General features: G+C 75.3%; 20 protein-coding genes. 2 read left to right on the top strand and 18 right to left on the bottom strand.

Features of this window, described 5'->3' with window-relative positions:
• Positions 1-5: 5 nt before the first annotated feature.
• The 3 genes from AC1050_RS15855 to AC1050_RS15845 are packed head-to-tail and all read right to left on the bottom strand — an operon-like array spanning position 6 to position 2,433.
• Entirely contained in the window at positions 6-716 is a 711-nt protein-coding gene (locus AC1050_RS15855) for a hypothetical protein (protein ID WP_482388363.1), read from the bottom strand.
• Complete coding sequence (gene hisB / locus AC1050_RS15850) at positions 713-1,327, bottom strand: imidazoleglycerol-phosphate dehydratase HisB (RefSeq protein WP_482388362.1); 615 nt, start codon at positions 1,325-1,327, stop codon at positions 713-715. Before hisB ends, AC1050_RS15855 begins: the two co-directional genes overlap by 4 nt.
• A complete protein-coding gene (locus tag AC1050_RS15845; protein ID WP_482388412.1) occupies positions 1,324-2,433 on the bottom strand; it encodes a histidinol-phosphate transaminase in 1,110 nt (369 codons plus the stop codon). Before AC1050_RS15845 ends, hisB begins: the two co-directional genes overlap by 4 nt.
• A gap of 167 nt (positions 2,434-2,600) precedes the next feature.
• On the opposite strand from AC1050_RS15845, the gene AC1050_RS15840 reads away from it, so the two are divergent.
• Positions 2,601-4,769 carry a RecQ family ATP-dependent DNA helicase gene (locus AC1050_RS15840; RefSeq protein ID WP_482388361.1) on the top strand — a complete coding sequence of 723 codons (2,169 nt, stop codon included), beginning with the start codon at positions 2,601-2,603 and terminating at the stop codon, positions 4,767-4,769.
• A gap of 56 nt (positions 4,770-4,825) precedes the next feature.
• Here AC1050_RS15840 and hisD read toward each other — a convergent pair whose 3' ends face one another.
• On the bottom strand, positions 4,826-6,148 hold the full coding sequence (hisD, locus tag AC1050_RS15835; RefSeq protein ID WP_482388360.1) for a histidinol dehydrogenase: 1,323 nt from the start codon (positions 6,146-6,148) through the stop codon (positions 4,826-4,828).
• A gap of 80 nt (positions 6,149-6,228) precedes the next feature.
• Here hisD and AC1050_RS15830 point away from each other — a divergent pair, with 80 nt between their 5' ends.
• Positions 6,229-6,456, top strand: a complete 228-nt coding sequence (locus AC1050_RS15830) for an RNA-binding S4 domain-containing protein (protein WP_482388359.1) — start codon at positions 6,229-6,231, stop codon at positions 6,454-6,456.
• A 25-nt stretch (positions 6,457-6,481) separates the two neighbouring features.
• Here AC1050_RS15830 and AC1050_RS15825 read toward each other — a convergent pair whose 3' ends face one another.
• The 14 genes from AC1050_RS15825 to ftsW form a co-directional block, all read right to left on the bottom strand.
• Positions 6,482-7,021, bottom strand: coding sequence for an SRPBCC family protein (locus AC1050_RS15825; protein ID WP_482388358.1), 540 nt, complete (start codon positions 7,019-7,021; stop codon positions 6,482-6,484).
• Entirely contained in the window at positions 7,011-7,391 is a 381-nt protein-coding gene (locus AC1050_RS15820) for an ArsR/SmtB family transcription factor (RefSeq protein ID WP_482388357.1), read from the bottom strand. The genes AC1050_RS15825 and AC1050_RS15820 overlap by 11 nt, the downstream gene beginning before the upstream one ends.
• Positions 7,392-7,495: 104 nt before the next feature.
• The gene (gene dnaE, locus AC1050_RS15815) at positions 7,496-11,068 is read right to left on the bottom strand and encodes a DNA polymerase III subunit alpha (protein WP_482388356.1); all 3,573 of its coding nucleotides are present in this window, start codon (positions 11,066-11,068) and stop codon (positions 7,496-7,498) included.
• An 86-nt stretch (positions 11,069-11,154) separates the two neighbouring features.
• Positions 11,155-12,090, bottom strand: coding sequence for an RluA family pseudouridine synthase (locus tag AC1050_RS15810; protein WP_482388355.1), 936 nt, complete (start codon positions 12,088-12,090; stop codon positions 11,155-11,157).
• The gene (locus AC1050_RS15805; RefSeq protein ID WP_482388354.1) at positions 12,083-12,847 is read right to left on the bottom strand and encodes a signal peptidase II; all 765 of its coding nucleotides are present in this window, start codon (positions 12,845-12,847) and stop codon (positions 12,083-12,085) included. The genes AC1050_RS15810 and AC1050_RS15805 overlap by 8 nt, the downstream gene beginning before the upstream one ends.
• Positions 12,848-12,959: 112 nt before the next feature.
• Positions 12,960-13,412 (bottom strand): TraR/DksA family transcriptional regulator, encoded by a 453-nt coding sequence (locus tag AC1050_RS15800; RefSeq protein WP_482388411.1) that lies wholly within the window; start codon positions 13,410-13,412, stop codon positions 12,960-12,962.
• 145 nt (positions 13,413-13,557) lie between these two features.
• Positions 13,558-14,244 (bottom strand): DivIVA domain-containing protein, encoded by a 687-nt coding sequence (locus tag AC1050_RS15795; protein ID WP_482388353.1) that lies wholly within the window; start codon positions 14,242-14,244, stop codon positions 13,558-13,560.
• Between the two features lie 157 nt (positions 14,245-14,401).
• Entirely contained in the window at positions 14,402-14,692 is a 291-nt protein-coding gene (locus AC1050_RS15790; RefSeq protein ID WP_482388352.1) for a YggT family protein, read from the bottom strand.
• Between the two features lie 24 nt (positions 14,693-14,716).
• Positions 14,717-15,202, bottom strand: a complete 486-nt coding sequence (locus tag AC1050_RS15785) for a cell division protein SepF (RefSeq protein WP_482388351.1) — start codon at positions 15,200-15,202, stop codon at positions 14,717-14,719.
• A gap of 125 nt (positions 15,203-15,327) precedes the next feature.
• A complete protein-coding gene (pgeF, locus tag AC1050_RS15780; RefSeq protein ID WP_482388350.1) occupies positions 15,328-16,074 on the bottom strand; it encodes a peptidoglycan editing factor PgeF in 747 nt (248 codons plus the stop codon).
• A gap of 5 nt (positions 16,075-16,079) precedes the next feature.
• Positions 16,080-17,324, bottom strand: coding sequence for a cell division protein FtsZ (gene ftsZ / locus AC1050_RS15775; RefSeq protein WP_482388349.1), 1,245 nt, complete (start codon positions 17,322-17,324; stop codon positions 16,080-16,082).
• A 149-nt stretch (positions 17,325-17,473) separates the two neighbouring features.
• Positions 17,474-18,415 (bottom strand): cell division protein FtsQ/DivIB, encoded by a 942-nt coding sequence (locus AC1050_RS15770; protein ID WP_482388348.1) that lies wholly within the window; start codon positions 18,413-18,415, stop codon positions 17,474-17,476.
• Between the two features lie 266 nt (positions 18,416-18,681).
• The gene (gene murC, locus AC1050_RS15765) at positions 18,682-21,576 is read right to left on the bottom strand and encodes a UDP-N-acetylmuramate--L-alanine ligase (protein WP_482388347.1); all 2,895 of its coding nucleotides are present in this window, start codon (positions 21,574-21,576) and stop codon (positions 18,682-18,684) included.
• 69 nt (positions 21,577-21,645) lie between these two features.
• Positions 21,646-22,878 (bottom strand): putative lipid II flippase FtsW, encoded by a 1,233-nt coding sequence (ftsW, locus tag AC1050_RS15760; RefSeq protein WP_482388346.1) that lies wholly within the window; start codon positions 22,876-22,878, stop codon positions 21,646-21,648.
• Between the last annotated feature and the right edge of the window lie 2 nt (positions 22,879-22,880).

Below are 22,880 nucleotides of genomic sequence, written 5' to 3'. Positions count from 1 at the left end.
CGGGATCACTCCGTGCGCTTGCGGCCGCTCGACAGCGCGCGCAGGGCGGCCCACCGGGACATCCCGACGCTGGTCTCCACGCCGGCGACCTCCGTGACCGGGGTCCCGCCGACCAGCACGTCCTCGAGCACCGCGGGCGCCCCGGACAGCACGAGCCCGGCCGGGAGGTCGTCCTCCTTCTGCCCGGCCGTCCAGCGGCTGGCGGCGATGCGGCCGGCACGCCGGTCGAGCAGCACCACCGGGGAGCTGCGGAGCATCTGGGAGATCGCCGCGGCGGCCTCGGCGGTGCGCGCGGCGTCGGTGGTGTCGCGGAGCACCGCGAGCGCCCCCACGGGCGACGGCACCGCGTCGACGTCCACACCCGCGAGCGAGCACGCCGCGGCCAGCGCCCTCGCACCGGCGACCTGGGTCACGACCATCGCCACAACCGGCTCGTCCGGCTCGGCGGCCGCGGCCTCCAGGCCGGACAGGTCGTCGGGGACGGCGAGGTCGTCGTCCGGTCCCGCCGCGGGGCCGGCCCCCTCCGCGGCGTGCGCGCCCCGCTGGGTGGGCTGGGCGGGCTGGGTGGGCTGGGCCGGCTGCGTGGGCTCCGCGGGGGCCGGCACGTCGTCCAGGCCGGACAGGTCGTCGGGGATCTCGAACCCGAGGTCGTCCGGGAGCCCGTCCCCGGGGAGGTCGTCGCCGGGCCGGTCGTCGCGGGGCCGCTCGTCGCTCACAGCGCGCCCTTCGTGCTCGGCACGCCGTCGACCCTCGGGTCCAGGGCGACCGCGGCCCGCAGCGCGCGGGCCAGCGCCTTGAACTGCGCCTCGACGACGTGGTGCGGGTCCCGGCCGGCCAGCACGCGCACGTGCATCCCGAACGCGGCGTGGTGCGCGATCGACTCCAGGACGTGGCGGGTCAGCGACCCGGTGAAGTGCCCGCCGATCAGGTGGTACTCCTGGCCCGCCGGCTCCCCCGAGTGCACCAGGTACGGCCGCCCGGACACGTCGACGACGGCCTGGGCGAGCGCCTCGTCCAGCGGCACGGTGGCGTCGCCGAACCGGGCGATGCCCCGCTTGTCCCCGAGCGCCTCGCGCAGCGCCTCGCCGAGGCAGATCGCCACGTCCTCGACCGTGTGGTGCGCGTCGATCTCGATGTCGCCCGTCGCCCGGACCGTCAGGTCGATGAGCGAGTGCTTGCCCAGGGCGGTGAGCATGTGGTCGTAGAACGGCACCGTCGTGCTGATGTCCGTGCGCCCCGTGCCGTCGAGGTCGACCTCGACGACGACGCTGGACTCGCTCGTCGTGCGCTCGATCCGGGCGGTCCGCCCGCCGGTCGTCCTGCTCACAGTCCCAGCACCTCCCACAGCGCGGCGGTGAACGCCGCGGTCTCCTCCGGGGTGCCGACCGACACCCGGAGCCATCCTTCCGGTCCGACCTCACGGATCAGCACCCCCCGGTCCAGCAGACCCTGCCAGACGGCGTGCCGGTCCCCGTGCACCTGGAACAGCACGAAGTTCGCGTCGGACTCCGCGACCCGGATGCCGCGGTCCCGCAGGTCGAGCACCAGCTGGTCGCGCTCGGCCCGCAGCGAGCCGATCTGCGCCATCAGCGCGGGCGCGTGCCGCAGCGCGGCGCGGGCGACCGCCTGGGTCACCGCGGACAGGTGGTACGGCAGCCGGACCACCCGCAGCGCGTCGACGAGCTCCCGCGACGCGGCCAGGTAGCCGACACGGGCCCCGGCCAGGCCGAACGCCTTGGACATGGTGCGGCTGACGGCCAGGTGCGGGTACGCGGCCAGCAGGGTCAGGGCCGAGGCGACGCCCTCGCGCCGGAACTCGGCGTAGGCCTCGTCGACGACGACCACGCAGCCGCCGGGCACCTCGGCCGCGGCGGCCAGCACCTCGCGCACGGTGTCCAGCTCCAGCGCGGTCCCGGTCGGGTTGTTCGGGCTGGTCAGGAGCACCACCGAGGGGGCCTCCCGGGCGATCAGCGCGCGCGCCTCCACCGGGTCGACGTCGAAGTCCTCGGTGCGCCGGCCCGCGACCCAGCGGGTGTGCGTGTCGCGCGCGTACTCCGGGTACATCGAGTACGTCGGGGCGAACGACACCGCCGTGCGGCCGGGGCCGCCGAAGGCCTGCAGCAGGTGCAGCATCACCTCGTTGGACCCGTTGGCCGCCCACACCTGCTCCGGGGCGACCCGCACGCCGGACTCGACGGCGAGGTAGTCGGCGAGGTCCGCCCGCAGGCCGAGGAACTCGCGGTCCGGGTACCGGTTCAGCCCCGCCGCGGCGTCCGCCACGGCGGCGGCGATGTCGGCGACGACCTCGGGCGACGGCGGGTACGGGTTCTCGTTGACGTTGAGCAGGACCGGCACGGCCAGCTGCGGGGCGCCGTAGGGCGCGCTGCCGGCCAGCTCCGGGCGCACCGGCAGCACGGGCTGCACGGGCTGCACGGGCTCAGCAGCCTGCACGGGCCGGACCGGGCGCGCGGGGTCGGGTGCGGGGGCGGGTGCGGTCACGGGGCGATCGTATCCGCGCCGTCGCGGCACGCCGGTCGTGCGTCCACAGGCCGTGCGGCCGGCGGACGCGGGTGTCGGCGGGGGTGGCTAGGGTCGACGCGATGACCGAGACCCAGCAGCACCCCGCGACCGGATCCCTGCGCGACGAGGCGGAGACCGTGCTGCGCCGGCTGGTCGGCCGGGACGACGCCCGCCTGCGCGACGACCAGTGGCTGGCCATCGACGCGCTGGTCTCCGACCACCGCCGCGCGCTGGTGGTGCAGCGCACCGGCTGGGGCAAGTCCGCCGTCTACTTCGTCGCCACGGCGCTGCTGCGCGCCCGCGGCGCCGGGCCCACCGTGCTGGTCTCGCCGCTGCTGGCGCTCATGCGCAACCAGGTCGCCGCGGCGCAGCGCGCAGGCGTCCAGGCGGCCACGCTCAACTCCGCGAACGTCACCGAGTGGGACGCGGTGCACCAGCAGATCGCCGACGGCGAGGTCGACGTGCTGCTGGTGTCCCCCGAGCGCCTCACCCACCCGCAGTTCCGGGACGAGGTGCTGCCGCGGCTCGCGGCCGACGCGGGGCTGGTCGTGATCGACGAGGCGCACTGCATCTCCGACTGGGGGCACGACTTCCGGCCGGACTACCGCCGCATCCGCACGCTGCTCGGCGAGCTTCCGGACGGCATCCCCGTGCTGGCCACCACCGCCACGGCGAATGCCCGCGTCACCGCGGACGTGGCCGAGCAGCTCGGCACCGCCGTCCACGACGACGTGCTGGTGCTGCGCGGCCCGCTCGACCGGTCCAGCCTCGACCTGTCGGTGGTGCGGCTGCCGGACACCGCGGCGCAGCTCGCGTGGCTGGCGCAGAACCTGCCGGCCTTCGAGGGGTCCGGGATCATCTACTGCCTGACGATCGCGGCGGCGCAGCAGGTGACCGAGCACCTGCGCGCCGCGGGCCTGGACGTGCGCACGTACACCGGCCAGACGGACCCCGCGGAGCGCGAGGCCGCCGAGGCGGACCTGCTGGCGAACCGGGTCAAGGCGCTGGTGGCGACGTCCGCGCTCGGCATGGGCTTCGACAAGCCGGACCTCGGCTACGTGATCCACGTCGGGGCGCCGTCCTCCCCCATCGCCTACTACCAGCAGGTCGGCCGCGCAGGGCGCGCGGCGGAGGCCGTCGGCGGCCGCGCCACCGCCGTGCTGCTCCCCGGCCGGGAGGACCGCGCGATCTGGGAGTGGTTCGCCTCCACCGCGTTCCCGCCGGAGGACGACGTCCGCGCCGCGCTGCGCGCGCTGGCCGAGGGCGGCACCCTGTCCACCGCCGCCCTGGAGACGCACGTGTCGCTGCGCCGGTCCCGGCTGGAGCAGATGCTCAAGGTGCTCGACGTCGACGGCGCCGTGCGCCGGGTGCGCGGCGGCTGGGAGGGCACCGGGCAGCCGTGGTCCTACGACGCCGACCGGTACGGCCGCGTCAGCGCGACCCGCAAGGCCGAGCAGCAGTCGATGGTCGACTACGTGACCACGGAGGGCTGCCGCATGGCGCACCTGCGCCGCGCGCTCGACGACCCCGAGCTCGCGGGGCCCGCCGGCGAGACGTGGCGCTGCGGGCGGTGCGACACCTGCACCGGCACGTCGGTCGGCACCGCCCCCGACGCCGAGCACGTCGCCGGCGCGCAGGCGCTGCTGACCGCCGCGGGCGTCGAGGTCGAGCCGCGCCGGCAGTGGCCGTCCGGCATGGCCACCCTGGGCGTCGACCTGCGCGGCAAGATCGCGGAGGACGAGCGGGCCGGCACCGGCCGCGCCGTGGCCCGGCTCGACTCCGTCGGCTGGGGCGGGCTGCTGCGCGAGCTGTTCGGCGGGGACGCCGACCCCGAGGCCGGTCTGCCCGTCGCCCTGCGCGACCCGGTGCTCGCGACGCTCGACGCGTGGCGGCCGGAGCAGCGTCCCGAGGGGGTCGTCATGGTCCGCTCGGCGACCCGGCCCACGCTGGTCGAGCACCTGGCGCAGGGCGTGGCCCGGCACCTCGGCGTCCCTCTCGTCGGCGCGGTGGCGCCGCGCCCGGACAGCCCGCCCACGCGGCACGACGTGAACTCCGCGCACCGGCTGGCCGCGGTCGCCCGCCGGCTGGAGCTGGACCTCAGCCCGGCCGCCGCGTCGGGGCTGCCCGGCCGGACGATCCTGCTGGTGGACGACCGCACCGACTCCGGCTGGACGCTGACCGTGTCCGCGCGGCTGCTCCGGCAGGCGGGCGCGGCGGCCGTGCTGCCGTTCGTCCTCGGCGTGGGCTGAGCCCGGAGCAGGCCGCGTCGGGCCGCACCCACGTCGGCGGGGTCGGGCCCGCCGCGTCAGAACCGCGCGCGGACCGCCTCGCCGTGCGCGGGCAGGCCCTCGGCGTCCGCGAACGACACGATCCGCCCGGCGACCTCGCGCAGCGCGTCGGCGTCGTACTCGATCACCTGCACCGCGCGGACGAACGAGTGCACGCCCAGTCCGGACGAGAAGTGCGCGCAGCCGCCGGTCGGCAGCACGTGGTTGGACCCGGCCATGTAGTCGCCCAGCGACACCGGCGAGTACGCGCCCACGAAGATCGCGCCGGCGCTGGTGACGCGCTCGGCGACGGCCGCGGCGTCGGCGGTCTGGATCTCCAGGTGCTCGGCGCCGTACGCGTTGACGACGTCCAGCCCGGCCTCGAGGTCGTCCACCAGCACGATCGCGGACTGCGGGCCCGACAGCGCCTGGGCGACCCGCTGCGCGTGCCGCGTGGCCTGCACCCGGTGCACCAGCTTGGACTCCACGGCGCCCGCCAGCTCGATGGACGTCGTGACCAGCACCGAGGCGGCGAGCGGGTCGTGCTCCGCCTGGGACACCAGGTCCGCGGCGACGTGGTCGGCGTCGGCCGTCTCGTCGGCGAGCACGGCGATCTCGGTCGGCCCGGCCTCCGCGTCGATGCCGACCGCGCCGCGCACCAGGCGCTTCGCGGCGGCGACGTAGACGTTGCCGGGGCCGGTGATGACGTCCACCGGCTCGCACAGCACCGCGCCGTCGACGTCCTCGGACCCGTCCGCGCCGTAGGCGAGCATCCCGACCGCCTGCGCCCCGCCGACGGCGTAGACCTCGTCCACGCCGAGCAGCGCGCAGGTGGCCAGCACGACGGGGTCCGGCAGACCGCCGTTCTCGCGCTGCGGCGGGGACGTGACGACCAGCGAGCCGACGCCGGCCTCCTGCGCCGCCACGACGTTCATGATCACCGACGACGGGTACACCGCGAGCCCGCCCGGCACGTACAGGCCGACGCGCCGCACCGGGATCCAGCGCTGGCGCACCTGCGCGCCGGGACCCACCTGCACGGTGTGGTCCGCGGGACGCTGCGCCGCGTGCACCAGGCGCACGCGGCGGATCGTCTCGGCGACCGCTGCGCGGACGTCGGGGTCCAGCACGTCGACGGCGGCGGCGATGGCCTCGGCCGGCACCCGCAGGTGCTCGGGCCGGACGCCGTCGAACTTCTCCGCCAGGTCGCGCAGCGCGGCCGCGCCGCGGGCGCGCACGTCGGCGAGGATCGGCTCGACGGCCGCGGCGGCGGACTCGACGTCCAGCTCGGGCCGCGGCAGGGCCTCGAGCAGCTCACGGCGGGACAGGGTGCGACCACGCAGGTCGATGCGGGAGATCACCTGCCCGAGTCTAGAGGCGCCCGCCGGCACCGTCGCCCGAGGGTGCGCGGGGGCGCGCGGTCCCGCCCGGCGCTGGCAGGATGAACCCCGTGACCACCGTGCCGATCTCCGACGACTCCATCCGCCTCGGCCAGTTCCTCAAGCTCGCGGGGCTGGCGGACTCCGGCGCCGACGCGCGCACCCTCCTGCAGGAGGGCGAGGTCAAGGTGAACGGCGAGCCGGAGCAGCGCCGCGGCCGCCAGCTGCGCAAGGGCGACGTCGTCGAGGTCGACGACCCGCGGGGCAGCAACTCCGCCGAGGTGGGCTGACCGGGTCCTCGCGGGGCGCCCGCGGTCAGCCGGCGCCGGGCGTGTCGGCAGCGGCGCGGTAGCGCGGGAGCAGGTCGTCGAACCGCGCGTCCCAGTCGCGGGCGTCGCCGCCCCCGAGGTGGTCGTCGAGCCGGTCCAGCGAGGTGTGCCAGCCGGCCCCGTAGCCGACCGCCTGCGCCGGCTCCAGACGGCTGTGCACCAGCACCAGGTCGGCGTCGCCCGCGCCCGCCGGCTCGACCCGCACCGCGACCTCGCTCGGCTCCTCGCCCGGGAAGCACCACTCGACGACGAACGCGCGGGGCGGGTCGCAGGACCGCACCTCCCCGGTCGCGTTCTGGTCGGAGCCCGGCTCGTCGGCGCCCATCCGCAGCTCGTAGCGGCCGCCCGCCGCCAGGTCGCCGTAGACCGGGCCGAGCCAGCGGGCGATCCGCTCCGGCACGGTCACCGCCGCCCAGAGGTCCGCGGCGTCGGTCGGGTACCGGCGGCGGAAGGTCACCGACGCCGCCCCGGGTCCCAGCCGCAGGACCCCGAGGCCCGCCGCCACGTCGGTCGTCTCATCCGTCATCGGTCCCACCCCCGGCTCGCTCCCTGCCGGACCCCGCGGTCGCCGGGTCCGTGCCGCCACGCCGCCGGCGGCCCCGGGCGACCTCCGTGCCCAGCGCGTCGAGCCGCTGGTCCCAGAACCGCCGGACGGCGTGCAACCAGGTCTGGACCTCGTCGAGGGCCTCGGGACGCACGGCGTACAGCCGCCGCGCCCCGTCGACCTCGGCGGTGACCAGCCCGGTCTCGCGCAGCACGCGCAGGTGCCGGGACGCCGCGGGCTGCGAGATGCCGAACTCGGCACCGACCACCGCCGCCAGGTCCCCGGCCGGGCGCGACCCGTCGGCCAGCAGCTCCACGAGCCGCCGCCGGACCGGGTCCCCCAACGCGTCCATCACCTGCACGGGAGCAATGTTTCCACCCTGCGTTATATAACGCAAGGCTCATACCTCGATCCGAGGCCGCGCGGGGGTGCCGGCGGGCACCGAGACGGCGCGGGCTACACCGGGATCGGGGACTGCGCGGAGACCAGGCAGCCCGGGCCCAGCAGCGCCTTGAGGTCCCCGTACAGCGACGGCGACCGCTCGACGCGCAGGGCCTCCCCCGCCCGGAGCACGGTGGTCCGCCCACCGGGCCGGGTCACCCGCAGGTGCAGCTCGACGATGCCGGGGTGCGTCGAGATGACCTCGCGCAGCCGCTCGACGACCGGCGGGATGCACCGGGACTCGGGCAGGGTCACGACGACGGGCGCGTCGGCGACGGCCGACAGGTCCGGCAGCGACACCTCCATGGCCTGCAGCTGCATGGCGTCGTCGCGACGTCGCACCCGGCCGCGGACGACGATGACGGCGTCCTCCGCCAGCACGGTGGAGTAGGCCAGGTAGGTCTCGCCGAAGAACATGATCTCGACGGAGCCCTCCATGTCCTCCAGCGTGACGGCGGCCCACGGGTTGCCCTGCTTGGACATCTTGCGCTGCAGCGACGTGACCAGGCCGGAGACGACCACGGTCGACCCGTCGGGACGCGCCTCGTCGGCGTTCAGCGTCGCGATCGACACGTCGGCGGCGGCGGACAGCACGTGCTCCAGGCCCGACAGCGGGTGGTCGGACACGTACAGGCCGAGCATCTCGCGCTCGAACTGCAGGCGCTGCTTCTTGTCCCAGTCCGGCACGTCCGGCACCTGCACGGAGAAGCCGGGACCGTCGTCGCCGCCGAGGTCGGCGAACAGGTCGAACTGCCCCTCCGCCTCCTTGCGCTTGACCCCGATGACGGACTCGACGGCCTGCTCGTGCACCAGCAGCAGGGCGCGGCGGGCGTGGCCGAGCGAGTCGAACGCACCGGCCTTGATCAGCGACTCGATGGTGCGCTTGTTGCAGACGACGGCCGGCACCTTGTCGAGGAAGTCGGTGAACGACGTGAAGTCGCCCTTCTCCTCGCGGGTCCGCACGATGGCGTCGACGACGTTCGCGCCGACGTTGCGCACCGCGGTGAGGCCGAACCGGATGTCGTCGCCGACCGCCGTGAACAGCGCGGAGGACGAGTTGACGTCCGGCGGCAGCACCGTGATGCCCATGCGGCGGCACTCGCCGAGGTACAGCGCGGACTTGTCCTTGTCGTCGCCGACCGAGGTCAGCAGACCGGCCATGTACTCGGTCGGGTAGTTCGCCTTGAGGTAGGCCGTCCAGTACGACACCACGCCGTAGCCGGCGGAGTGCGCCTTGTTGAACGCGTAGCCGGCGAACGGCACGAGCGTGTCCCAGACCGCCTTGATCGCGGCCGTCGAGTAGCCGCGCTCCTTCATGCCCGCCTCGAAGGGCACGAACTCCTTGTCGAGGATCTCCTTCTTCTTCTTGCCCATCGCGCGGCGCAGCAGGTCGGCCTGGCCGAGCGAGTAGCCGGCCAGCACCTGCGCGGCCTTCTGCACCTGCTCCTGGTACACGATGAGGCCGTAGGTGCCGTCGAGCACCTCGGCGAGCGGCTCCTCGAGCTCCGGGTGGATCGGCGTGTTCGGCTGCAGGCCGTTCTTGCGCAGCGCGTAGTTGGTGTGCGAGTTCATGCCCATCGGCCCCGGCCGGTACAGGGCGATGACGGCGGAGATGTCCTCGAAGTTGTCGGGGCGCATCTGGCGCAGCAGGGCGCGCATCGGGCCGCCGTCGAGCTGGAAGACGCCGAGGGTGTCGCCCCGGCCGAGCAGCTCGTAGGTGGGCCGGTCGTCGAGCTCGATGTCGTCGAGCTCGATCTGCGGCTTGCCGTTCATGACGATGTTGCGCAGCGCGTCGTCGAGGATCGTCAGGTTGCGCAGCCCCAGGAAGTCCATCTTGATCAGGCCGAGGCCCTCGGACGTCGGGTAGTCGAACTGCGTGATGACGGCGCCGTCCTGCGGCCGCTTCATGATCGGGATGATGTCGATCAGCGGCTCGCTGGACATGATGACGCCGGCGGCGTGCACGCCCCACTGGCGCTTGAGGTTCTCCAGGCCGCGGGCGGTCTCCAGGACGCGCTGCGCCTCCGGGTCCGCGGCGACGACCTGGCGGAACTCCTCGGCCTCGGCGTACCGCGGGTGCTCGGGGTCGTACATGCCCGACAGCGGGATGTCCTTGCCCATCACGGCGGGCGGCATCGCCTTGGTCAGCTTGTCGCCCATCGCGAACGGCATGCCGAGCACGCGCGAGGAGTCCTTGAGCGCCTGCTTGGCCTTGATCGTGCCGTAGGTGACGATCTGCGCCACCCGGTCGTCGCCGTACTTCTCGGTGACGTACCGGATGACCTCGCCGCGCCGGCGCTCGTCGAAGTCGACGTCGACGTCGGGCCAGGACACGCGCTCGGGGTTGAGGAACCGCTCGAAGATCAAGCCGTGCCGCAGCGGGTCCAGCTCCGTGATGCCCATGGCGTACGACGCCATCGAGCCGGCGGCGGAGCCGCGCCCCGGGCCGACCCGGATGCCCTGGTCCTTGGCCCACTGGATGAAGTCGGCGACCACGAGGAAGTAGCCGGAGAACCCGAGCTGGACGATGACGCCGGTCTCGTACTCGGCCTGCTTGCGCACGTCGTCCGGGACCTGCCCGTGGTACCGCTTCTGCAGGCCGCGCTCGACCTCCTTGACGAACCACGAGTTCTCGTCCTCGCCGTCGGGGACGGGGAACCGCGGCATGTAGTTGGCGCCGGTCGGGAACTCGACCTCGCACCGCTCGGCGATCAGCAGGGTGTTGTCGCACGCCTCGGGCAGCTCGGCCCACGTGCGGCGCATCTCCTCCGCCGACTTGACGTAGTAGCCGTCGCCGCCGAACGCGAACCGCGAGCCGCCCTGGTCGTACGTGGGCTCGTCCAGAGTGGAGCCGGACTGCACGGCCAGCAGCACCTCGTGCGCGTGCGCGTCGTCCTTGGTCGTGTAGTGCAGGTCGTTGGTGGCGACCAGCGGCGCGCCGATCGTCTCCGACAGCCGGATCAGGTCCTTGATCGTGCGGCGCTCGATCTCCAGGCCGTGGTCCATGACCTCGACGAAGAAGTTCTCCTTGCCGAACACGTCCTGCAGCTCGCCCGCGGCGCGGACGGCCTCGTCCCAGTGCCCGAGGCGCAAGCGGGTCTGCACCTCGCTGGACGGGCAGCCGGACGTCGCGATCAGGCCCTCGCTGTACGTCTGCAGCAGCTCGCGGTCCATGCGCGGCCACTTGCCCATCTGGCCGTCCAGGGACGCCAGCGACCCCAGCCGGAACAGGTTGTGCATGCCCTCGGTGGTCCGGGACAGCAGCGTCATGTGGGTGTACGCACCGCGCGCGGAGACGTCGTCGGACGCCTGGTGCGCCTCGCCCCAGCGGACGCGCGTCTGGTCGAACCGGCTGGTGCCCGGGGTGACGTAGGCCTCGACGCCGATGATCGGCTTGATCCCGAGCTTGCGGGCCTGCGAGTAGAAGTCGAAGGCGCCGAACAGGTAGCCGTGGTCCGTGATGGCCATCGCCGACTGACCCAGCCGCTGGGCCTCCGCCAGCATCTCCCCGACCCGCGCCGCACCGTCCAGCATCGAGTACTCGGAGTGGACGTGCAGGTGGACGAAGTCGGAGCCCGATGAAGCCATGCCCGCCATCCTAGGCGCCGCCTCCGACACCCCGGCGCCGACACAGCGGAGCCGTGCGGGGGCCGCCGGACGTCACACCGGACGGGTCAGCGGTACCCGTCCTGCAGCGTCTCGAGCGCCCGCGCGAGGTCCGCCGGGTACTCGCTGGTGACCTCGAGCCGGCGGCCGTCGGCGGGGTGCGCGAAGCCGAGCCGCATCGCGTGCAGCCACTGCCGGGACAGCCCGACGCGCTCCGCGAGGGCGGGGTCGGCCCCGTAGGTCAGGTCGCCCACCAGCGGGTGCCGCAGCGCCGCCATGTGCACCCGGATCTGGTGCGTCCGCCCGGTCTCCAGGTGCACCTCGACCAGCGACGCGGCCGGAAGCATCTCGAGGACCTCGTAGTGCGTGACGGAGGGCTTGCCGTCGGCGACCACCGCGAACTTCCAGTCCGAGCCGGGGTGCCGGCCGATGGGGGCGTCGATGGTGCCCGTCGTCGGGTCCGGGTGGCCCTGCGCGAGCGCGTGGTAGATCTTGTCGACGGTGCGCTCCTTGAAGGCGCGCTTGAGCTCGGTGTAGGCGTGCTCGCTCTTGGCGACGACCATCAGGCCCGAGGTGCCGACGTCCAGCCGGTGCACGACGCCCTGCCGCTCGGCCGCGCCGGAGGTCGAGATCCGGTAGCCCCGGGCGGCCAGCACCCCGACCACGGTCGGACCGGTCCAGCCCGGCGACGGGTGCGCGGCCACGCCGACCGGCTTGTCCACGACCACCACGTCGTCGTCCTCGTAGGCCACCCGCAGCGCGGGGACGTCGTCCTCGGAGGTGATGGGCCGCACCGCCTCGGGAGCCGGCATCTCGACCTCGAGCCAGGAGTCGGGCAGCAACCGCGCCGACTTGCCCACCGCGACCCCGTCGACGTGCACGAACCCGCCCTCGGCGAGCTCGGCGGCGCGGGTGCGCGACAGCCCGAGCATCCGGGACAGCGCGGCGTCGACCCGCTCGCCCGCCAGGGCGTCGGGGACGGGCAGGGTGCGGACGTCAGCCATCGCGGCGCTCCGTCCCGCGCACCGGAGCGTCCGCGCCGGCCACGTCGTCGGCGTCGGCCGCCGGCGCCGGCGCGCCGGGCTCGGCCGCGGGTGCCGCGGGGTCGGCGACGTCGGTGCCCCCGGCGTCGACGGCACCCTCGCGCGTGCCGTCCAGGCGGACGCCGCGCAGCGAGAGGATCATGAGCAGGCCCGCCGCCACGACGATCGCGATGTCCGCGACGTTGCCCACGAACAGGTCGCCGTACGCGATGAAGTCGATGACGTGGCCGCGGGCGACCCCGGGCTCGCGGATCATCCGGTCGGTCAGGTTGCCGAGCGCCCCGCCGAGCAGCAGGCCGAGCGCGACCGCCCAGCCGCGCGAACCCAGCCGGCGGGAGACGCGCACGATCACCACCACGACCACGATCGCGACGATGGTGAGCAGCCACGTGGTGCCGGTGGCCAGCCCGAGGGCGGCGCCGGGGTTGAACAGCAGCTGGATGCCGAGCAGGTCCCCGAGCACCGGGTGCCGCACGCCCTCGTCGAGCGAGGCCAGCGCCCACGCCTTGGTCACCTGGTCCAGGACCAGGACGATCGCGGCGAGCGCGACCAGCCCGGCGACGAGGCGCCGGCGGCCCGGCCCTGCGGTCGGGGCGACGGTGCTCCCGGCGCGGTCGGAGCTGCGTGCGCCGTCGGCACTGACTGCGGGAACGGGTGCGGGCGCGGGCTCGCCGGCGGGACGCGGGGCGTCGGGCGCGGAGCCGGAGGTGGCGGACATCGCGCAGGAGTCTACGCAGCGCACCGGTGTCCCCGGGCCCCGGGCGCGCGACGACCCCCGTGCGAGCGGCTCGCGCGGGGGTCGTCGGGTGCGTCGTCGGTGCGGCGCAGGTTCAGCGGCGCTCCTCGCGCTGCTTGCACGAGACGCAGAGCGTCGCCCGCGGGAACGCCTGCACGCGCGCCTTGCCGATCGCCTCGCCGCAGGAGTCGCACCGGCCGAACGTGCCGGCCTCGATGCGCGCCAGCGCGCGGGTGGTCTGCTCCAGCATGTCGCGCGTGTTGTTCACGAGGGTGAGCTCGTGCTCGCGCTCCAGGGCGCTGGAGCCGGAGTCGGCCTGGTCGTCGCCGGCCCCGTCGCCCGAGTTGCGCAGCAGCTCCGAGAGCTCCTGGTCGGCGGCGGCGAGCTCGGAGGTCAGGCGGTCGATCTCGGCGACGAGCTCGGCGGCGATCTCCTGGACCTCCTGCTCGGTCCAGGGATCCTCGCCGGCGCGGACCGGGAACCGGGTGGCCGCGTCCGAGAGGTCGGGCAGCGCGCGCGCGGCGGGCGCGTCGAGCGAGTCGTTGATGGCCACGTCGGTCCTCTTTCCTCAGATGAGTCCGCAGAGACTATGCGCCCGCCGCCTGGACGCACAACACACCACGCCCGAGCTCCGGGCGTGGTGTGTCGTGGGTGACGGACGATCGGTGCGCCGGCCGGGCCGGCGCGCCGGGTCAGATGCGGTCGCCGGCCGGCGTCGCACCCTGGGCGCCGCGCTGCGGGAGCGCGCTGGCCCGGTTGTCCAGGTCCCCGAGCAGGTTCTCGAGGTAGCTCTTGAGGCGCGTGCGGTAGTCCCGCTCGAACACCCGGAGCTCGTCGATCTTGCGCTCGAGGATCGAGCGCTCCTGCTCGAGCTCGCTGAGCGTGCGGGCCGAGGTCTCCTCGGCCTCGCGGACGATGCGCTGCGCCTGGCCCTTGGCCTCGTTGACGATGCGGTCGCCCTCCTCCTGGCCGCTGCGCACGTAGTCGTCGTGCAGCTTCTGCGCCAGGGCGAGCATGCCGGTCGCGGACTCGGGCTCGCTCTGCCGCTGCGGCGCCACCGGGGCGCTGACGACGGGGGCGGGCGCCGGGGCCGGCGCGGCCTGCACGGCGGCGGGGGCCGGGGTCGGCGCGGGCGCCGGCTTCTCGGCCTCGGGCTTCGGGGCCGGAGCGGCCTGCGCGCCCTGGCGGCTGAGCTCGGCGATCCGCCGCTCCGCCGCGGCGAGCTTGGCCTTCAGCTCCTCGTTCTCGTTCTGGGTCTCCCGGAGGGTGTTCACGACCTCGTCGAGGAAGTCGTCGACCTCGTCCTGGTCGTACCCCTCGCGGAACTTGGTCGCCTGGAACTTCTTGTTCAGGACGTCGTCTGCTGTCAGCAGTGCCATCGTCGTCACCTCTTCGGTCGTACTGGGTCGAGCCGGTGGCAGTCCGCCGACCACCTCGGGCCACCGTAGCGGACATTCCGGGATGTGCACGCGACCCGCCACGCGGGGCCCGTTTCGTGACCGGCCACCGGGCCGGCGATCTGCTCGGACGGGCGCGTCATGCGCCGAGCCAGCCGAGCAGGGAGAGCAGGAAGGAGCAGCCGAGCATGAGCACCAGGAACGCCAGGTCGAGGCGCACGGAACCCAGGGTCAGCGGCGGGATCAGCCGGCGCAGCGCACGCAGCGGCGGGTCCGTCACCGAGTAGGTGACCTCCGCCACCACGAGCGCGACGCCGCGGGGGCGCCACTCGCGGGCGAAGTACTGCACCCAGTCGAGGACCAGGCGCACGAGCAGCACCAGGATGAACAGGAGGACGACGACGCGGAGCAGGTCGAGGACGAGAGTCACGCCGCCCAGTCTCCCCTGTCCTCGTCAGCTCTGGTTGAAGAAGCCGGCACGGGACGCCTCCGGCGCGCGGCCGTCGCCCGTGATCTCGACCGAGGACGGCGAGAGCAGGAACACCTTGTTGGTCACGCGCTCGATGGCGCCGTGCAGGCCGAAGATCAGACCCGCGGCGAAGTCGACCAGGCGCTTCGCGTCCGCGTCGTCCATGTCCGACAGGTTCATGATGACCGGGGTGTTCTCGCGGAACGCCTCGCCGATCTTGCGCGCGTCGTTGTACGAGCGCGGGTGGATCGTCGTGATCCGCCGCACCTCGCCGTCGTGGCGGGGCGCGGGCGCGGCCGGACGCTCGGCGGGCGCGGCCGCCGGCGTGCGGTGCAGCGGCGTGACCTCGGCCTCGTAGTCCTGTCCCACCGTCGCCTCCGGCTCGTCGTACTCGTCGACGTACTGGTCGTGCTCGCCCCGGTCGTCGGCAAGGCCGAGGTACAGCATGGTCTTGCGCAGCGCTCCGGCCATCGCGATCACTCCATCCGCATTGCTCAAATGTCTCGCGCGATCACGCTAGCAATGCGCTGACGTGCCACGAGGTTCCGACACGCGGCGTGTCGGGTGCACATCGCACCCAGTTCTCCGGCGACATATCAGGGGCCGGCGAGGGACACGATCCCCGCCGACCGGCCGGTGGTCGTCCCCGCCCGCTGCGCGCGCCGGTGCGAGAAGAACCGGTCGTCGGAGTCGGTGCACCACCCCGTGACGTGCACGTGCCCCACCCCGGCGCGCCGCAGCACCGCCGCGGCACCGGCCGGCAGGTCCAGGCCGGGCGTCCCCGCGTCGGTGCGGCACGCCGTCTCGGGCACGACCGCCACCACCTCGCGCTGCATCGGCGCCGGCACCTCGTACCGCGCCCCGCTGATCGCGGGCCCGACGGCCGCGCGCACCCGTGACGGGTCGGCGCCCCGGGCCACCATCGACGCCAGCGTCGCCTGCAGCACCCCGGCGACCAGCCCGCGCCGCCCGGCGTGCACCGCGCCGACCACGCCGGCCCGGGCGTCGGCGAGCAGCACGGGCACGCAGTCCGCCACGAGCACGCCGACGCCGGTCCCCCGCCGGTCCGTCACCAGGGCGTCGGCGTCGCCGACGGTGTCTCCCGGGTCGCCGCCGCCGAGCACGTGCACCGCGGTGCCGTGCACCTGCGTCGCCCAGGCCAGCGGGGTGCCCGCCCACGCCGCGACCCGTGCCCGGTTCTCGCGCACGTGCGCCGGGTCGTCGCCGACGTGCAGCCCGAGGTCGAGCTCGTCCCAGGGCGGGGCGCTGACGCCGCCCGCGCGGGTGGTGAACCCGGCGCGGACGCCCGGGCCGAGGTCGACCTCGAGGACGGGGACCGGCACGCGGCCTACTTGAGGAAGTCGGGCACGTCGAGGTCGTCGTCCTTGCGGCGCGCGACCTCCTCCTCGAAGATCCGCGGGACCTCGAGCTGGCTGGTGCCCGCCTGCTCCGGGCTGAGGAACGCCGGGACGTCCGACGCCTGCCGGCGCTGCTCCTCGTCGGGGCCGACCGGGCGCGGCGGGATCGTCGCGTGCGCGGCGGTCGTGGTGGGGACCGCGGCCGACGGCGGGATCGCGGCGGGGGTCCGCGCGGGCGCGCCGGCGCCGACCTGGCCGAGGCCGCGCGCGTCGCGGTGGACCGTCGGCGACCCGCTGTCGAAGCCCGCGGCGATGACGGTCACGCGGACCTCGTCGCCCAGGGCGTCGTCGATGACCGCACCGAAGATGATGTTGGCCTCCGGGTGCGCGGCCTCCTGCACGAGGCGCGCGGCCTCGTTGATCTCGAACAGACCGAGGTCCGAGCCGCCCTGGATGGACAGCAGCACGCCGTGCGCGCCGTCGATGCTGGCCTCGAGCAGCGGCGAGGAGATCGCGAGCTCGGCCGCCTGCACCGCGCGGTCCTCCCCGCGGGCCGAGCCGATGCCCATCAGCGCCGAGCCGGCTCCCTGCATCACGGACTTCACGTCGGCGAAGTCGAGGTTGATCAGGCCCGGCGTGGTGATCAGGTCGGTGATGCCCTGGACACCCGAGAGCAGCACCTGGTCGGCCGAGCGGAACGCGTCGAGCACGGACACGGAGCGGTCGGAGATCGACAGCAGGCGGTCGTTCGGGATGACGATCAGCGTGTCGACCTCGGCACGCAGCGCCTCGATGCCCGAGTCGGCCTGCACGGTGCGGCGGCGGCCCTCGAACGTGAACGGGCGCGTCACCACGCCGATGGTCAGGGCGCCGAGCGACCGGGCGATCCGCGCCACGACGGGCGCGCCGCCGGTGCCGGTGCCGCCGCCCTCGCCCGCGGTGACGAAGACCATGTCGGCGCCCCGCAGGACGTCCTCGATCTCCTCCGCGTGGTCCTCGGCGGCCTTCTTGCCGACCTCGGGGTCGGCGCCGGCGCCGAGCCCCCGGGTGAGCTCGCGGCCGACGTCGAGCTTGACGTCGGCGTCGGACATGAGCAGGGCCTGGGCGTCGGTGTTGATGGCGATGAACTCGACACCCTTGAGGCCGACCTCGATCATGCGGTTCACGGCGTTGACGCCGCCGCCACCGATGCCGACGACCTTGATGACCGCCAGGTAGTTCTGCGGAGCTGCCACGGTGGGTGCCTCTCGTTGCGCTGTCGACGAACCTTCACCCTCAACTAGAGGGTTATAGTTATGTCAGTTCTGTCTAGGTGTGACGGTATGTCGCGCACCGAGGTCGTACAACGACCGGTGCGCGCGTGTCGCCCGGGGTGTCGCCGGGATCACCCGACGACGGGCATGGTCGGCGCCGACACGTCGAACCGCGTCGACGCCGCGGTCTCGGGAGCCGCGCGCAGGGCCTGCAGCACGGCCACCTTGAGGGCCGACTCGTGGGCGCTCCCCCACTCGACCGTGGCCCCGTCGCGCAGCGTGAACCGCACGGTGTCCTGCGTCCCGGCCGACACCTGCCCGATCGCCGCCAGCAGGTCCGGCGGCAGCTGCTCGAGCACGCCCAGGGCGGCCGCGAGGATGCGCGCCTCGCCCACCGGCACCTCGACGACCGGCAGCCCCTCGGGCGGGGTGTCCGACCGGCCGACCTTGACGCCCTCCTCGTCGACCAGGGCGAAGCCCGGGCCCGCGGGCTCGGCACCGGCCGCCCCGTCGTCGGCGGCGTCGGGCGCGGCACCGTCGGCGGTGCCGGCCACGTCCGCCGCCTCGGGGACGGCCGCCACCGGCTCGCGCGACACGAGCTGCACCGTCAGACCGTGCGGCCAGTCGCGGGTCACGGTGACGTCGCGCACGCCGGGCACGTCGAGGATCCGCTGCCGCAGGCCGGCGGTGTCGAGCCGGGTCAGGGGGGTCCCCGCCTCGGTGTCCACCACGGCGGCCACCTGGTCCACCGCCACGACGGTGCCCGCACCCGTGACGCGGACCTGCTCCGCGTCCAGCGCGAGCGCGGGTGACAGCAGCAGCAGCCACGCCAGCGCTGCGGCGGCCAGGACCGAGCCGGTGACGACCAGGATCTGCCGCCACGCCAGCCGGCGGCGGGCACGCGCGCGCTCGGCGAACCGTGCCGCGGAGCCCTGGCTGACCACGGGCGGACGCACCGGGAACGCCCCGGTGCGGGGCGCGAGGAGGCCGGAGCCGGAGGACCGGCGTCCCGGGGCGGCGGGCTGCTCGGCGGTGCGGACGGGGGCGACGGGCGCGCCCGTCGCCGCCCGCACCGCGCGCGTCGGCGCGGTGCCGTCGGCGCCCGCCCCGGTCCTGCCGGTCGTGCCGGTCGTGCCACCCGACCCGCCCGTGCGTGCGCCGGCGCCGGGACGCGAGGTCGTCCGCGGCGCGCCGGCACCGGGCGACCCGGCGCCCGGGGACCCGGGCGCGGGCGTGGCGGGACCCCGCGTCCGCGCGGGGGCGGGGCGGGGAGCGGCGGGACGCGGCGGCCCGGCCGGTCGCGGTGCGCCCGGCTGCGGCGGGCGCGGGCGCTGGGGCGTCACGCGGGCTCCGCCCCGCCCTCGCCGGCCAGCGCGGCCAGCACCTCGGCACCGAGCTGGGTGACGTCGCCCGCGCCCACGGTCAGCACGAGGTCGCCGGGAGCCGCGGCCGCCGCGACCGCCCGGGCCGCCGCGTGCCGGTCCGCCACGAACCGGGCGCGGCCCGGCGTGGGCACGCGCTGCACGACGGTGTCGCCGGTGATCTCGGGGTCGAGGTCCTCGCGGGCGGCGTAGACGTCGGTGACGACGACGGTGTCCGCCAGGTCGAGCGCCGCGCCGAACTCGGCGGCGAACGTGCGGGTCCGCGAGTACAGGTGCGGCTGGAACAGCACGTGCACCGCGCCGTCCCCGGCCACGCCGCGGGCGGTGCGCAGCAGCGCCGCGACCTCCGTGGGGTGGTGCGCGTAGTCGTCGACGACGCGGACGCCGGCGGCGGTGCCGCGCTCCTCGAACCGGCGGCCGGTCCCCCGGAACTCGCCGAGCCCCGCGGCGACGGCGGCCGGGTCGGCACCGACGGCCCACGCCGCCAGGTAGGCGGCCGCGGCGTTGGCGGCGTTGTGGTCTCCGGGCACGGCCAGCGTCAGGTCCGCACCGGGCACCTCGGCGGACCGGGACGTCAGGGTGACCTGCCACGCGCCGCCCGTCGCCCGCACCGGGCCGAGCACCAGGTCCGGGCCCAGCTCGCCGATGGCCGTGTCGGAGCCGTAGGTCAGCACGCGGACGCCGCGTCGCGTCAGCCGGTCCCCGACGGACGCGACGAGGCGGGCGGCACCGGCGTCGTCCAGGCACGCCACGAGCGCACCGCCGTCCAGCACGCGGTCCGCGAACTGCTCGAAGGCGGCCTCGAACGCCTCGGCGCTGCCGTAGTGGTCCAGGTGGTCGGGCTCGACGTTGGTCACGACCGCCACCGCCGGCGCGTAGGCCAGGAACGAGCCGTCCGACTCGTCGGCCTCGGCGACGAACACCTCGCCGGCACCGGTGCGGTAGCCCGGCGTGGGGCCGTCCGCCGTCAGCACGGTGCCGCCGATGGCGTACGACGGGTCGAGCACGGCGTCGTCCCGCCCGGCGGCCGCCAGCGCGGTGGCGACCATGGTGGAGGTGGTGGTCTTCCCGTGCGCGCCGGCCACGGCGATCCCGATCCGGCCCGCCATCAGCGCGGCGAGCGCGTCCGAGCGGTGCAGCACGGGCAGCCCGCGCTCGCGTGCTCGCACCAGCTCCGGGTTCGTGTCCCGGATGGCGCTGGACAGCACCACGGTGTCGACGTCGTCGACGTGCGCGGCGTCGTGCCCCACGTGCACCGTCACCCCGGCGGCGCGGAGCCCGGCCAGCGCGGGACCCTCGTGGGCGTCCGAGCCGGACACCGTCAGCCCCCGGCCGGCCAGCAGCCCGGCGACGGCGGACATCCCGGCGCCGCCGACCCCGACCAGGTGCACCCGGCCCAGGTCCTCGAGGCCGTGCGCGCCGCCCGCGCCCGGCTGCGGCACCCCGGACGCGTCGGGCACGGACGGGGTGGGCGCCGTCGCACCCGCGGCCGCGCCGGCTGCCGCGGCGGGTCCGGAGCCGGCGGGCTCGGCCTGCTCGTGCTCGGCCCCGGCCTCCGCGCGCTGCGCCGCCGCCTGCTCGGCCGCGACGCGGTCGGCCTCGGTGCGCTCGGCCTCGGCGCGCTCGGCCTCGGCGCGCTCCGCGGCCAGGCGTGCGGCCTCGGCGGCACGGCGCTCGCCCTCGGCCAGCGCCTCGACGACCAGGTCCGCGACCCGGCCCGCCGCGTCCGGCACCCCGACGCGCGCGGCCGCCTCGCCCATCGCCCGGCGCTCCTCCGCCGCGCCGGGTGCCAGCAGCGGCAGCAGGTGCGCGCCGATCCACGCGGGCGTCAGCTCCTCGTCCGCCACCAGCAGCCCGCCGCCCTCGGCGACGACCGGCTGCGCGTTCAGCCGCTGCTCGCCGTTGCCGACGGGCAGCGGGACGTACACGGCGGGGATGCCGAGGGCTGCGAGCTCGCCGACGGTGCCCGCGCCGGAGCGGCACAGCACGACGTCCGCGACGGCCAGCGCCTGCTCCATCTCCCCCAGGTACTCGCGCACGTGGTAGCGCTCGGCGCCGGGCACACCACGCACGGCGGCCCGGACCTCCTCGGCCTTGCCCGTCCCGGTCAGGTGCAGCACCTCGGCGCCCGTGGCCAGGACCGCGCGCGCCTGCGCGGCGACCGCGCGGTTGACGGAGACGGCGCCCAGCGAGCCGCCGGTGACCAGCAGCGTGACGCGCTCGGGGTCGAAGCCCAGCTCCGCGGCGGCGCGGCGCCGGGTCGCCCCGGCGTCGGCGGCGCGCTCGGCGACCAGCCGCGCGATCTCGGGGCGCAGCGGCAGCCCGGTCACCTGCGCGCGCGGCAGCCGCGTGCCGGGGAACGTCACGGCCACGTGGGTCGCGCTGCGCGCGCCGAGGCGGTTGGCCAGGCCGGGGCGCGCGTTCTGCTCGTGCACCACGACCGGGATCCCGCGGGACCGCGCCGCCAGGTACGCCGGCGTCGACACGTAACCGCCGAAGCCGACCACGGCGCCCGCGCCCGTCTCGTCGATGGCCGCGCCCGCCGCGTCGATCGCCGCACGCAGCAGCCGCGGCAGCCGGAACCAGTCCGGCGTCGGGCGGCGCGGCAGCGGCACCTTGGGCACCACGAACATCTCGAACCCGCGCTCCGGCACCAGCCGGGACTCCAGCCCCTCGGCCGTCCCCAGCACGGCGAGGCGGAGCGCGGGGTCGCGCTCGCGCAGCTCCTCCGCGACGGCGAGCAGCGGGTTCACGTGCCCCGCGGTGCCGCCGCCGGCGAGCAGGACCGCACGGGGCCGGGCCTCGGGGGCCTCCTGGTCCGGGGCGACGGTCGGGTCGTCGGCTGCGGTCACGGGGGTCCTCCGGTTCAGGGGCGGCGGCGCGGGGCGGGCGCGCGCCTCGGGTCGAGCAGGTGGGACGGGTCAGGCACGGGTCCGGCCGATCACGGCGAGGGACCGGCGCACGACGCTGGGGCGGGCGGCCAGCGCCTCGGCCGCCCCGGGTTCGGTCCGGGCGAACGAGACCACCACGCCGAGCGCGACCAGCGTCGTGATCAGCGCCGAGCCGCCGGCGGAGACCAGCGGCAGCGGCACGCCGATCACGGGCAGCAGGCCCACGACCACGCCCATGTTCACCAGCGCCTGGCCGATGATCCACGCCGCGACGCCGCCGGTGACGATCTGCGCGAACGGGTCGCGGTGCCGGGCGATCACCCGGAACATCGCGAACGCCAGCACGCCGAACAGCGCCAGTACGAGCAGCGTGCCGATCAGGCCGAGCTCCTCGCCGATGATGGCGAAGATGAAGTCGTTGTGCGCCTCGGGCAGGTAGGACCACTTCTCGCGGCTCTGCCCGAGGCCGAGGCCGGCCCAGCCCCCGGTGGCCAGGGCCTGCATGCCGTGCTTGGTCTGGTAGCACCCGGCGGTGGGGTCGCAGTCGCCGCTGAACCAGTCCATGATCCGGCCGACGCGGTTGGAGCTCGTGACGGCCAGCGCGGCCACGCCGATCGCGGCCAGGACGCCGGCCCCGGCGAAGATCCGCATGGGGACGCCGGCGACGAACAGCGCACCGGCCACCAGCAGCAGCATGATCATCGCCGTGCCCAGGTCGTGCCCGAGCAGCACGAGCCCGACGGCGCCGCCGGCGACCGGGATCGCGGGCACGGCCGCGTGCTTCCAGTCGTCGAAGAGCGGCTGCTTGCGCACCAGGATCATGCCGAGCCAGACCACCAGCGCGAGCTTGAGCGCCTCGGACGGCTGCGCGGAGAACCCGCCGATGAAGATCCACCCCTGGTTGCCGCCCTTGCCGCGGCCGAGCGGCGTGTACACCAGCAGCTGCGCGAACACGCCCACCGCGAGCAGCGGCCACGCCATCCGCTTGTACACACCGGGACGGATCCGGGAGGCCAGCCACATGAGCGGCAGGCCGATCACGGCGAACTGCGCCTGGCTGAAGAACACCGCGTACGGCGAGTCGCCGCTGGCGAGCGACTCCACGGACGAGGACGACAGCACCATCACCAGACCGATGACGAGCAGCAGCATGCTGGCGCCGACGAGCAGGTAGTAGCTCGTCACGGCGCTGTTCCACTGCCCGAGGCGGGAGGGGGCGCGCGGCGCGGTGCCGGGTGCCGGCGGTGCGGTCGTCGTGGCCATCG

This window comes from Cellulomonas sp. NEAU-ZC6 (assembly GCF_056844425.1).
The sequence above is the reverse complement of the archived record's forward strand: the minus strand, read 5'-3'. Positions and strand labels throughout refer to the sequence as shown.

Bases quoted from the DNA above. Each gene is read 5' to 3' on its own strand.
- AC1050_RS15785 (WP_482388351.1), bottom strand. From the start codon at position 15,202: ATGGCCGGAGCGCTGCGCAAGACCATGCTGTACCTCGGCCTTGCCGAC.
- AC1050_RS15805 (WP_482388354.1), bottom strand. From the start codon at position 12,847: ATGTCCGCCACCTCCGGCTCCGCGCCCGACGCCCCGCGTCCCGCCGGC.
- AC1050_RS15820 (WP_482388357.1), bottom strand. From the start codon at position 7,391: ATGGACGCGTTGGGGGACCCGGTCCGGCGGCGGCTCGTGGAGCTGCTG.
- AC1050_RS15840 (WP_482388361.1), top strand. From the start codon at position 2,601: ATGACCGAGACCCAGCAGCACCCCGCGACCGGATCCCTGCGCGACGAG.
- dnaE (WP_482388356.1), bottom strand. From the start codon at position 11,068: ATGGCTTCATCGGGCTCCGACTTCGTCCACCTGCACGTCCACTCCGAG.
- AC1050_RS15830 (WP_482388359.1), top strand. From the start codon at position 6,229: ATGAACCCCGTGACCACCGTGCCGATCTCCGACGACTCCATCCGCCTC.
- AC1050_RS15810 (WP_482388355.1), bottom strand. From the start codon at position 12,090: ATGGCTGACGTCCGCACCCTGCCCGTCCCCGACGCCCTGGCGGGCGAG.
- AC1050_RS15825 (WP_482388358.1), bottom strand. From the start codon at position 7,021: ATGACGGATGAGACGACCGACGTGGCGGCGGGCCTCGGGGTCCTGCGG.
- AC1050_RS15795 (WP_482388353.1), bottom strand. From the start codon at position 14,244: ATGGCACTGCTGACAGCAGACGACGTCCTGAACAAGAAGTTCCAGGCG.
- ftsW (WP_482388346.1), bottom strand. From the start codon at position 22,878: ATGGCCACGACGACCGCACCGCCGGCACCCGGCACCGCGCCGCGCGCC.